The following is an 11,956-nucleotide window of genomic DNA, read 5'->3' on the forward strand; positions in this document are numbered from 1 at the left end:
GACCGGCGAACGGGAGATGACGCGAACGCAGCACTAACTCGAGGCCGAAACCCGTTCCTCGCCCCGCATCCGCTGGGAGATGACGGTGGTGATGCCGTCGTCGCGCATGGTGACGCCGTAGAGCGCATCGGCGACCTCCATCGTCGGCTTCTGATGGGTGATGACGATCAGCTGTGAACGTTCCCGCAGCTGCTCGAACAGGCTGATCAGCCGGCGCAGATTCACATCGTCCAGGGCGGCCTCCACCTCGTCCATCACGTAGAACGGCGACGGGCGGGCCCGGAAGATCGCCACCAGCATCGCGACGGCGGTCAGCGATTTCTCGCCGCCGGACAGCAGGGACAGCCGCTTGATCTTCTTACCCGGCGGGCGGGCCTCGACCTCGATACCGGTGGTCAGCAGATCGTCGGGGTTGGTCAGCAGCAGCCTGCCCTCACCGCCGGGGAACAGCGTGGCGAAGACCCCGGTGAACTCGCGCTCCACATCGGCGTACGCCTCCGCGAAGACCTGCAGGATGCGCGCGTCGACCTCGGAGATGACGTCCAGCAGATCCTTGCGGGCGGCCTTGACGTCCTCGAGCTGGGTGGACAGGAAGTTGTAGCGCTCCTCGAGCGCCGCGAACTCTTCGAGTGCCAGCGGGTTGACCCGGCCGAGCTCGGAAAGCTCCCGCTCGGCCCGTTTGGCCCGGCGCTCCTGGGTGGGCCGGTCGAACGGCATCGGCGCCGGCGCGGTGACCTGTTCACCGCGTTCCCTGGCCTGTTCGTATTCGGCCATCTCGAGATCCGACGGCGGCAAGGCCACATCGGGACCGTATTCGGCGATCAGATCGGCAGGAGCCATGCCGAATTGTTCGAGCACGGTGGCCTCGAGTTGTTCGATACGCATCGCCGCCTGCGCCTTGGCCACCTCGTCGCGGTGCAGCGCGTCGGTGACCGCGGTGATCCTGGCGCTCAGCGCCGACACCTCCTCGCGGGCGGTGGCCAGGGCCGCCGCCCGGGCGGTGCGTTCGGCGGCCAGCCCGTCGCGGGTGCGCGACGCCGCGGCCACCACAGCGCTCAACCGGACCGCGATCTGGCGGCCGGACTCGGCGACGGCGGCGGCGACGGCAGCGGCGTGTTCGCGCGCCGCCTTGGCCCGTTGCGCGCGTACCCTCGCCTCACGTTCGGCCGCAGCGGCGCGGCGCAGCGAATCAGCGCGTCCGCGAACGGCATTGGCCCGTTCTTCGGCGGTCCGCACGGCCAGTCGGGCCTCGACCTCGGCGGTTCGGGCCACCTCGGCGGCCGCTGTGGAGGTCTGCCGGTCGACGGGCTCGGACTCGAACATCGGCATCTGTTCGGCGTTGTAGAGCCGGTCCTCGAGTTCGGCGAGCTCCTCGACGGTACGGCTGCGACCGGCCTCGAGCTCGTCACGCTGATGCACCAACCGCCGCCACTCGTCGTCGGCCAGGCGGACGTCCTGACCGAGCCGGCCCAGCTGCTCGTAGATCGAGGAGATCGCGGCGTCGGATTCGTTGAGTGCCGCCAACGCCTGTTCGGCGGCGTCCTGACGGGCTCGCTGCTCGGCCAGCGCACCCGCCAGCGCCGCGCTGAGTTCGCCGACCTGCTTCTCGGCGGCCTCGAGTTCGGCACGCGCCTTGTCGATTTCGCCGGCGATCTCCAGTGTGCTCGGTTTGCGATCCGATCCGCCGGCGACCCACCCGGCACCCACCAGGTCACCGTCGACGGTGACGGCGCGCAGCTGCGGCTGCGCGGACACCAGATCCAGGGCGGCGGCCAGATCGTCGACGACCGCGACGCCGGCCAGCATGGCGGTCACGGCGCCGCGCAACCGCTGCGGAGCGTCGACCAGATCCCCGGCCCAGCGCGCACCGTCGGGTAGCGGCGCCGCCGTCGCCGTCCCGGCGTCGGGCCAGTCCCCCAGGACGATCGCCGCCCGGCCACCGTCGGACGATTTGAGCGCGGCCACCGCCGCGCGGGCGGCACCGGAGTTCTCGGCTGCCAGCGCATCGGCCGCGGCGCCGAGCACCGCGGCCACCGCCACCTCGTACCCCGAGCGCACCTTCAACAGATCCGCCACCGTTCCGAAAAGCCCTGCGTCGCTGTGGTTCTGCTGCAGCCAAGCGGCGCCGTCGCGGCGGTCCAGGCTCACCGAGAGAGCGTCGATACGGGCGCGCAGCGAGGCCACCAGCCGTTCGGCCACCCGTTCGGCGGTCTGCAGTTCGGCGACCCGCTCATCGGCGAAGCGCAGGGCGGCCACCGTGCGGTCGTGGTGTTCGTCCAGCCCGACCTCACCGGCGTCGAGCTCCCCCACCCGGCTCTGCACGGTCTCGAATTCGGCCTGCGCCTGCTGCACCTTGGCCGCGGCCTCCTCCATCCGCAGCGTCAGCCGCTCGACGGTCTCGTCGACCGATTCCACTCTGGTGCGCATGGTCTCGACCTGACCGGTGAGCCGGGCGAGGCCTTCGCGGCGGTCGGCCTCGGCGCGGGCGGCGGCGAGGTGGGCGCGCTCGGCCTCGGCGGCGATGCGCTCCTTCTCGGTCAACTCGGCGCGGGCCTGTTCGAGAGTGGCCCGCGAGGCGGCCAGTTCGGCGAGCAGCTGGGCTTCGCGAGCCGCCATCTGCTCAGCCTCGGCCTCCAGCACCTCCGGGTCGCGTCCGGTCTGCTGCTCGGGCGCCGTGTCGAGGAGCTGCGCGCGGTCGGTGGCGATGCGCACCGTGGCGCTGACCCGCTCGGCCAGCGCCGAGAGCCGAAACCAGCTCTGCTGGGCGGCCTCGGCGCGTCCGGTCAGATCGGCCACGGCGGCCTCGTGCGCGTCGAGTTCGGCGGTGGCGATCTCCAGCCGGCTGGTGATCTCGTCATGTTCGCGGCGCAGGGTGGTTTCGGCGGTATTGCTGCTGTCGAACTCCGAACGTCGCGACACCAGGTCGTCGGCCGCCAGCCGCAGCCGGGCGTCACGCAGATCGGCCTGGATCGTCTGCGCCCGTCGCGCCATCTCGGCTTGTCGACCCAGCGGCTTGAGTTGACGGCGCAGTTCGGTGGTCAGATCGGTGAGCCGCGCGAGGTTGGCCTGCATCGAGTCGAGCTTGCGGACCGCTTTCTCCTTGCGCTTGCGGTGCTTGAGCACCCCGGCCGCCTCCTCGATGAAGGCGCGACGGTCCTCCGGGCGCGATTCGAGGATCTCCGACAGCTTGCCCTGGCCGACGATGACGTGCATCTCGCGGCCGATGCCGGAGTCGCTGAGCAGTTCCTGGACGTCCATCAGCCGGCACCCGGTGCCGTTGATCTCGTATTCGCCGGCGCCGTCGCGGAACATCCGCCGGGTGATCGACACCTCGGAGTATTCGATCGGCAGCGCATTGTCGGAATTGTCGATGGTCAGGGTGACCTCGGCCCGGCCCAGCGGCGCCCGTGAGGACGTGCCGGCGAAGATGACGTCCTCCATCTTCCCGCCGCGCAGAGTTTTGGCGCCCTGTTCGCCCATCACCCAGGTCAGGGCGTCGACGACGTTGGACTTACCCGATCCGTTGGGGCCGACGACGCAGGTGATGCCCGGTTCGAAGCGCAGAGTCGTCGGCGAGGCGAAGGACTTGAAGCCCTTCAGCGTCAGACTCTTCAGATGCATGACCGATCAGAGTACCTAGCGTTCGCGGAATCCCTGGATCTGCTCGCCGGCCTCGGACCAGTCGGCCAGCACCTTGTCCACCGTGCCCGGCGTGTCGCCGCCCCGCAGCAGCTCCAACAGCCGCTCACAGTCGGCACGCTCACCCTGGGCAACGACGTGGACCCGCCCGTCGGGCTTGTTCGCGGCGTAGCCGGTCAGGCCCAACTCGAGTGCCCGTGACCGCGTCCACCAGCGAAAGCCCACGCCCTGCACGTGTCCATGCACCCAGGCGTCGAGCCGGGCCGGGCTCACGAGCCGTCGACCTCGAAGCGGACCTCGGCGCCCGACTTGAGGGTGCGGCCGACCGTGCAGACCTGATCGATGGCGCGTTCGACGACCGTGAGCAGCCGCTCGCGCTCGGGCTCGGACAACCCGGACAGATCGACCTCGAGCTTCTCCTCGAGCAGCGGATAGCGCTCCTGCTCGCGGTCGGCGGCACCGGAGACCCGGACGGTGGCGGCGTAGTCGTCACCGAGGCGGCGTCGCAGCGGCTGGTCGCTGCTCAACCCGCTGCACGCCGCCAGCGCGATCTTCAGCAGCTCCCCCGGGGTGAACACGCCGTCGACGTCCTCGGAGCCGATCAGGACTTCGGCGCCGCGCGTGCTGCGCCCGGTGTAGCGGCGCACACCGGTGCGCTCCACCCACAATTCGGTCATGGTCTCTTTCTACAACTTTGCGCGAAACAGCATTCCCGGTCGTCAAGCCTGCGCCTTGACCGCAGGGAATGCTATTTCGCGGACAGGGTGCGCCGCGCACGCGGACGGGGCTGGCAGCGCGGACAGTAGAACGACGAGCGGTTCATGAACTTCTCGCGCCGGATGATCGCTCCGCACCGGCGGCACGGCTCCCCTTCGCGGCCGTAGGCATCCAGCGACCGGTCGAAGTAGCCGGACTCGCCGTTGACGTTCACATACAGCGAGTCGAACGACGTGCCACCCTGCCCGAGCGCCGCGGTCATCACCTCCGCGGCCGCGTCGAGCACCGCCCCCAGCGCCTTGCGGGTCAGCGACGACGCCAGCCGGGCGCCGTTGATCTCGGCTCGCCACAGCGCCTCGTCGGCGTAGATGTTGCCGATTCCGGAGACGACGGTCTGATCGAGCAACTGACGTTTGATCTCGGAGTGCTTACCGCGCAACACCGTGACGACGGCGTCGCGGTCGAACCGCGGATCGAGCGGGTCCCTGGCGACATGTGCGACGGGGACGGGCACGTCGGTCCCGTCGACGGTGACCATGTCGGCCAGCAACCAGCCGCCGAAGGTGCGCTGGTCGACGAAGCTGAGCGCGGTACCGTCGTCGAGCAGCGCCGCGATCCGTAGATGGTCCTGTTTCGGGATCGGCCCCAGCAGCATCTGTCCGCTCATCCCCAGGTGGACGACCAGAGCGCTGTCCCCGTCGAGGGTCAGCCAGAGATACTTGCCGCGCCGGCCGGTTCCGGTGACGTGGGCGTTGAGCAGGCGGGCGGTGAGGTCCGCGGGACCCGCCTCGTGCCGCCGCACGGCCCGCGGGTGGTGGACCCGCACGGCCGTGATCGTCCGACCGGTGACATGGGCGTCCAGGCCGCGCCGCACGACCTCGACCTCGGGCAGTTCAGGCATGCAGGTCAATCACTGTCGAGGGCGGTCCAGGCGGCCGCAGCGGCCTTGAGCTCGGCTTCCTTCTTGGTCCGGCCGACTCCCCGGCCGTATTCGGCGTCGGTGACGATCACCGTGGCGGTGAACTCCTTGTCGTGGTCGGGACCCGTCGAGGTCACCACGTACGTCGGGGCGCCGAGCCCACGCGCCGCCGTCAGCTCCTGCAGGCTGCTCTTCCAGTCCAGGCCGGCGCCGAGCGTGGGCGCCGTCTCGAGCAGGGTGCCGAACAGTCGCAGGATCACCTCCCGCGCGCCGGTCAGTCCGTGTTCGACGTAGATCGCTCCCAGCAGCGATTCGACGCCGTCGGCCAGGATGCTGGATTTGTCCGAACCGCCGGAGTTCTGTTCGCCCCGGCCCAGCAGGAGGTAGGACCCGAGACCGCTGTCGGACAGTGTGCGACCGACATCGGCCAGCGCCTGGGTGTTGACGATGCTGGCGCGCAGCTTCGCCAGATCGCCTTCGCTGCGGTCGGGGTGACGGTGGTAGAGCTCCTCGGTGATGGTCAGTCCCAACACCGCGTCGCCGAGGAATTCGAGCCGTTCGTTGGTGGGCACGCCGCCGTGCTCGTAGGAGTAGCTGCGATGCGTCAGCGCCATGGTCAGCAGGTCGGCCGGCAGGGTGACCCCGAGCGCCTCGAGCAGCGCCGAGCGATCCTGCGTCACGTCTCGTCTCGCTCGAGGAACCCCGCCAGCTTGGCCCAGCGCGGATCCAGCTGTTCGTGATGGTGTCCCGACTCGGCGGTGGCCAACGCCACCCCGCAGTCCGCGCACAGTCCGGCACAGTCCGGTCCGCACAGCGGCGAGAACGGCAGCGCGAGTCCGATCGCGTCGACCACGGGTTGCTCGAGGTCCACGGTGTCGGGCACACCGATCGCGCCGACGCGTCCGATCTCGTCGGATTCGGTCGTCTCGTCGGTCGCGCTGTCCGGGTAGGCGAACAGCTCGGTCAGGTCGATGTCGACCCGGCCGGCGATCGGGGTCAGGCAGCGGGCGCACTCACCGCTGGTGGGTGCGCTCACCGTCCCGGTGACCAGCACGCCCTCGGAAACCGACTCGATGCGCAGGTCCAGGTCGAGCGGCGCGTCCTCCTCGACACCGATCAGCTCGAGGCCGATCCGCGACGGGTTCGGCACGGTCTCGTGGAACGCCGTCATCGATCCGGGCCGCCGGCCCAATCGTGAGATGTCGAGGACCAGCGGCGATCGTGCCGCGCGACGGACCGCGTTGCTCTTTGTCGCCATACGACGATCCTACGGCGCACGACACCGCGAATCCCGCGGTGCCGGGGCCCGCCGGGATCAGCGCGCCGCGTAGTCGTGGGTGCCGGCCGCCGTGCGGAGCTGGTGGCGGCCACGGCCGACCGACCGGATCGTTCCGTTGAGGAAATCCTCGAACTCGGCCAGTTTGCTGTCCACGTAGATGTCACATTCACCGCGCAGGCGGTCGGCCTCGGCGTGGGCCGAGTCGATCAGCCGGTTGGCCTCGGCGGTCGCGGTCGAGACGATCTCGGTCTGAGACACCAGGCGCTGCTGCTCCTTGATGCCCTCCTGCACGGCCTTCTCATAGGCGAGGTTGCCGCTCTCGATGAGCCGGTCGGCCTCCGACTTGGCCCGCCCGGTACTCGCCTCGTATTCGCGCTTGGCGGTGGCCATCACGCGCGACGCCTCCTCGCGGGCTTCGACGACCATCCGTTCGCTGTGCTGGCGCGCCTCGGCGACCATCCGGTCGGCCTGCGACTTGGCGTCGGCGAGCAGCCGGTCGGCCTCGGCGCGGGCATGGTTGACCATGGAGTCGGCCTCGGCGTTGGCCGTCGAGACCATCTTGTCGGAATGATCCTTGGCGTCGCGGAGCATGGAGTCGCGGGCGTCGAGGACGTCCTGCGCATCGTCGAGTTCGCCGGGGATGGCGTCCTTGATGTCGTCGATCAGCTCGAGGACATCGCCGCGGGGCACCACGCAGCCGGCCGTCATCGGCACACCGCGGGCTTCTTCGACGATTGCGCCCAGCTCGTCGAGCGCTTCAAAAACTCGGTACACGGCGGAACCCTCCAGGCGTCGTTGTTGGTTACCAGTGTGCCTGGTGTTACGCCTGTGACTGAGCTTTGGTGTCCGGTGTGTCGCCGCTCAGCAGTGCACGGTGGCTTTGTGGACGACGGGCAGCACCGGCGCCCGTCGACGGACCGCTCAATCGGGCCGGCACCGGACCCGAGCGCGGTCAGCTGCCGAGCTTGGCCTGCAGGCGCCGATTGACGGCCCCGGGCAGCAACGCGGACACGTCACCGCCGAGCGTGGCGACCTCTTTGGCCAGCGACGAGGACACGAACGAGAATTGCGGCGCGGTGGCGATGAAGAACGTGTCGACGCCGGCGATGTGTTTGTTCATCTGCGCCATCTGCAGTTCGTATTCGAAGTCGGTGCCGGTGCGCAGTCCCTTGACGATCGCGGTCAATCCGCGTGCGGTCACGAAGTCGACGACCAGGCCCTGACCGGATTCGGCGCGCACATTGGGCAGGTGGGCGGTGGTCTCGGCGATCATCTCCAGCCGCTCGTCCAGGCTGAACATGCCCTTCTTGTTCGGATTGACCAGAACCGCGACGACGACCTCGTCGAATTGTGCGGCGGCGCGTTCGAAGATGTCGACGTGTCCGAGAGTCACCGGGTCGAACGACCCCGGGCACACCGCTCCACTCATGGGTGACGACGGTACCGGCTGCTCAGTCGTCGAGTTCGGCCATGTCGATTCGCGTGTCGCCGTAGCGCCGTGGCGGCCAGGCCGACCATCCCGGCAGCCACGCGGTCGCCTCACCGGACGCCCGACGCTCGATGACCGCGACGGCGCCCGGGCGCAGCCAGCCGCCCGTCTGCAGCGCCGTCAGCGTCGAGACGATCTCCGAATCCGGTACGTCGTAGGGCGGATCGGCGAACACCAGATCGACCGGCCGCTCGGTGCCCCCGGCCAGCACGGTGCCCACCGCGGCCCGGCGGACCTCGGCGGCGGCGCCGACCCCGAGGTCGGCGATATTGGCTGCGATGACTCCGGCCGCGCGGTGGTGCTGTTCGACGAATACGGCCCGCGCGGCCCCCCGGGAGAGCGCCTCCAACCCCAGGGCGCCCGAACCGGCGTAGAGGTCGAGCACCGTGCGGCCGTCGAAGTCGATCCGCGCCGCGAGCGCACTGAACACCGCTTCGCGCACCCGATCGGCGGTCGGCCGGGTCCCACTGCGCGGCACCGAGATTCGCCGACCCCCGAAGCGGCCCGCGATGATGCGGGTCAGCTGACGACCACCAGGAGGTCGCCGCCCTCGACCTGTTCGGTCGCCGAGACCGCGACACGGTCCACCGTGCCGGCCTTGGGGGCGGTGATCGCGGCCTCCATCTTCATCGCTTCGATGGTGGCGATCGTCTGCCCCGCCTCGACCGCGTCACCCGCACTCACCCCGACGGTGACCACACCGGCGAACGGCGCCGCGATGTGATCGGCATTGGTGCGGTCGGCCTTCTCGGCGGTCGGGACGTCGCTGGCGATGCTGCGATCACGCACCACCACCGGGCGCAGCTGCCCGTTGAGGATGCACATCACCGTGCGCATCCCCCGTTCGTCAGCCTCCGAGATCGCCTCCAACCCGATGAGCAACTGCACACCCTTCTCCAACTCGACACGATGCTCATCACCCTGACGCAACCCGTAGAAGAACTGGTTGGCCGACAGCCGGCTGGTATCGCCGAATTGGTCCCGGTGCGCCTCGAACTCGGCGGTCGGCCCGGGAAACAGCAACCGGTTCAACGCAGCCTGACGCGTGGGCCCCGGTTGGGCCAGCGCCGTCTCGTCCTCGGCGGTCAGCTCCTCGACCGGCCGCGCCGGCGCACGCCCGGTAAGCGCCTTGGTGCGCAACGGCTCCGGCCAGCCACCGGGCGGATCCCCCAACTCTCCACGCAGGAAACCGATCACCGAATCCGGGATGTCGAGACGGGCCGGATCCTGCGCGAACTCCTCAGCGCTGATCCCGGCACCCAGCAACGCCAACGCCAGATCCCCGACCACCTTGCTCGACGGCGTCACCTTCACCAACCGGCCCAAGATCCGGTCGGCCGCCGCGTAATTCGCCTCGATCTCCTCGAAGCGATCCCCGAACCCGAGCGCGATCGCCTGCTGACGCAGGTTGCTCAACTGCCCGCCGGGGATCTCGTGGGTGTATACCCGCCCGGTGGGTGCCGGCGGACCTGCCGCCGCGACGTCGAACGGCGCGTACACCTTGCGCAACGCCTCCCAATACGGCTCCAGGTCACACACCGCCGACAGCGACAGCCCGGTGTCATGTTCGGTGTGTGCGGCCGCCGCCACGATCGAGGACAGGGCCGGCTGGCTGGTCGTGCCCGCCATCGGCGCGGCCGCCCCGTCGACAGCTGACGCCCCCGCCTGCCACGCCGCGAGGTAGGTGGCCAGCTGCCCACCGGGGGTGTCATGGGTATGCACATGCACCGGCAGATCGAAGCGCTCGCGCAGCGCCGAGACCAGCATCGTCGCCGCCTGCGGGCGCAGCAGTCCGGCCATGTCCTTGATCGCCAACACGTGCGCTCCGGCGTCGACGATCTGTTCGGCCAGCGTCAGGTAGTAGTCCAGCGTGTAGAGCCGCTCCCCCGGATCCGACAGATCCCCGGTGTAGGACATCGCCACCTCGGCCACCGCCGTGCCGGTGCCCCGCACGGCGTCGATGGCCGGGCGCATCGAGTCGATGTTGTTGAGCGCGTCGAAGATCCGGAAGACATCGATGCCCGTGGCGGTCGCCTCGTCCACGAAAGCCCGGGTCACCGACTCCGGATACGGCGTGTATCCGACGGTGTTACGCCCACGCAGCAACATCTGCAGACAGATGTTCGGGACCGCCTCGCGCAGCGCGGCCAACCGTTCCCACGGATCTTCCTTCAAGAACCGCAGCGCCACGTCGTAGGTCGCCCCACCCCAGCACTCCAACGACAACAATTCCGGGGTGGTCCGCGCGATATGCCCGGCCACCCCCAACAAACCCGTCGTGCGTACCCGGGTCGCCAACAGCGACTGGTGCGCATCCCGGAAGGTGGTATCGGTCACCCCGACCGCGGGCGTGTCCCGCAGCCACCGCGCAAAACCCTCCGGCCCCAACTCGATCAACCGCTGCCGCGACCCGTCCGGCGGCGCCGCCGTGAGGTCGACCTCGGGCAACTTGTCATGCGGATACACCGTCGACGGACGCGGCCCGTGCGGCTGATTGACCGTCACATCAGCCAGATAGTTGAGAATCTTCGTACCGCGGTCGGCGGGCGTGCGGGCGGTCAACAGATAGGGGCGCTCGTCGATGAAGGCGGTGGTGATCCGGCCGGCCCGGAAATCCGGATCGTTCACCACGGCCTGCAGGAACGGGATGTTCGTGGAGACCCCGCGGATCCGGAACTCCGCCAACGCACGACGGGCCCGCGCCACCGCGGTCGGGAAATCCCGGCCCCGGCAGGTCAATTTGACCAGCATCGAGTCGAAATGCGCGCTGATCTCTGCCCCCAGGACGGTGCCACCGTCGAGCCGGATACCCGCCCCGCCCGGTGAGCGGTATCCGGTGATGCGCCCGGTGTCCGGCCGGAATCCGTTGGCGGGATCCTCGGTGGTGATGCGGCACTGCATCGCAGCACCGCGGATCACCAGCGTGTCCTGGCTCAACCCGAGATCGGCCAGCGACTCGCCGTCGGCGATACGCAGCTGGCTGGCCACCAGGTCGACGTCGGTGATCTCCTCGGTGACCGTGTGCTCGACCTGGATGCGCGGGTTGCATTCGATGAACACGTGATGCCCCCGCTCATCCAGCAGGAACTCGACCGTCCCGGCGTACGCGTAGCCGATCTGGCGGGCGAAGGCCACCGCGTCCGCGCAAATCTTCTCGCGCAGCTCGTCGGACAGGTTCGGGGCCGGCGCCAGCTCGATGACTTTCTGGTGGCGACGCTGCATGCTGCAGTCCCGCTCGAACAGGTGCATGACGTTGCCGTGCGTGTCGGCCAGGATCTGCACCTCGATGTGACGCGGTCGCAGCACCGCCTGCTCGAGATACACCGTCGGATCCCCGAACGCCGACTCCGCCTCGCGGCTGGCCGCCTCGATGGCCTCGGCCAACCCCGACGCGTCGGCCACCCGACGCATGCCCCGCCCGCCACCGCCGGATACCGCCTTGACGAACAGCGGGAATTCCATCCCGTCCGCCGCGGCCACCAGCTCGTCGACCGACGACGACGGCGCCGAGGACGTCAGCACGGGTAGTCCGGCAGCGCGGGCGGCGTCGATCGCCCTCGCCTTGTTGCCCGTCAGCTCCAGTACCTCGGCGCTGGGCCCGATGAAGGTGATGCCCGCCTGCGCGCAGGCCGCCGCGAGTTCCGGATTCTCGGACAGGAATCCGTAGCCCGGGTAGACGGCATCGGCGCCTGCGTGCTGGGCCACCCGGATGATCTCCGGCACCGACAGATACGCCCGCACGGGATGGCCGACGTCGCCGATCTGGTAGGACTCGTCGGCCTTCAACCGATGCAGCGAGTTGCGGTCCTCGTACGGATAGACCGCGACGGTGGCGATGCCCATCTCGTATGCGGCACGAAAGGCCCGAATCGCGATCTCGCCGCGATTGGCCACCAGGACTTTGGAGATCACG

Annotated in this window: 10 protein-coding genes; all 10 read right to left on the minus strand. The window is 69.5% G+C overall.

The features are described 5' to 3' along the window. Positions 1 to 33: 33 nt before the first annotated feature. Positions 34 to 3,621: a chromosome segregation protein SMC gene (smc, locus tag ACN27E_RS09080; protein WP_422748390.1), complete on the minus strand. Its 3,588-nt coding sequence runs from the start codon at positions 3,619 to 3,621 to the stop codon at positions 34 to 36. Positions 3,622 to 3,636: 15 nt separating this feature from the next. Further along, on the minus strand, positions 3,637 to 3,912 hold the full coding sequence (locus ACN27E_RS09085) for an acylphosphatase (protein ID WP_422748392.1): 276 nt from the start codon (positions 3,910 to 3,912) through the stop codon (positions 3,637 to 3,639). Further along, positions 3,909 to 4,316 (minus strand): OsmC family protein, encoded by a 408-nt coding sequence (locus tag ACN27E_RS09090; RefSeq protein ID WP_422748394.1) that lies wholly within the window; start codon positions 4,314 to 4,316, stop codon positions 3,909 to 3,911. Before ACN27E_RS09090 ends, ACN27E_RS09085 begins: the two co-directional genes overlap by 4 nt. A gap of 71 nt (positions 4,317 to 4,387) precedes the next feature. Continuing rightward, a complete protein-coding gene (gene mutM / locus ACN27E_RS09095) occupies positions 4,388 to 5,257 on the minus strand; it encodes a bifunctional DNA-formamidopyrimidine glycosylase/DNA-(apurinic or apyrimidinic site) lyase (RefSeq protein WP_422748396.1) in 870 nt (289 codons plus the stop codon). A gap of 5 nt (positions 5,258 to 5,262) precedes the next feature. After that, positions 5,263 to 5,955 carry a ribonuclease III gene (rnc, locus tag ACN27E_RS09100; protein WP_422748398.1) on the minus strand — a complete coding sequence of 231 codons (693 nt, stop codon included), beginning with the start codon at positions 5,953 to 5,955 and terminating at the stop codon, positions 5,263 to 5,265. Continuing rightward, positions 5,952 to 6,533 carry a YceD family protein gene (locus tag ACN27E_RS09105; RefSeq protein WP_422748399.1) on the minus strand — a complete coding sequence of 194 codons (582 nt, stop codon included), beginning with the start codon at positions 6,531 to 6,533 and terminating at the stop codon, positions 5,952 to 5,954. The genes rnc and ACN27E_RS09105 overlap by 4 nt, the downstream gene beginning before the upstream one ends. A gap of 57 nt (positions 6,534 to 6,590) precedes the next feature. Further along, a complete protein-coding gene (sepIVA, locus tag ACN27E_RS09110; RefSeq protein ID WP_422748401.1) occupies positions 6,591 to 7,328 on the minus strand; it encodes a cell division protein SepIVA in 738 nt (245 codons plus the stop codon). Positions 7,329 to 7,506: 178 nt separating this feature from the next. Further along, positions 7,507 to 7,983, minus strand: a complete 477-nt coding sequence (gene coaD, locus ACN27E_RS09115) for a pantetheine-phosphate adenylyltransferase (RefSeq protein ID WP_422748403.1) — start codon at positions 7,981 to 7,983, stop codon at positions 7,507 to 7,509. 22 nt (positions 7,984 to 8,005) lie between these two features. Beyond that, positions 8,006 to 8,566: a 16S rRNA (guanine(966)-N(2))-methyltransferase RsmD gene (gene rsmD / locus ACN27E_RS09120; RefSeq protein ID WP_422749731.1), complete on the minus strand. Its 561-nt coding sequence runs from the start codon at positions 8,564 to 8,566 to the stop codon at positions 8,006 to 8,008. Continuing rightward, positions 8,563 to 11,955 (minus strand): pyruvate carboxylase, encoded by a 3,393-nt coding sequence (locus ACN27E_RS09125; RefSeq protein ID WP_422748405.1) that lies wholly within the window; start codon positions 11,953 to 11,955, stop codon positions 8,563 to 8,565. Before ACN27E_RS09125 ends, rsmD begins: the two co-directional genes overlap by 4 nt. Position 11,956: the final 1 nt, after the last annotated feature.

Origin of the sequence: Mycobacterium sp. WMMD1722 (genome assembly GCF_049315205.1) — a bacterium.
In the GTDB taxonomy this organism is placed as follows: Bacteria; Actinomycetota; Actinomycetes; order Mycobacteriales; family Mycobacteriaceae; genus Mycobacterium.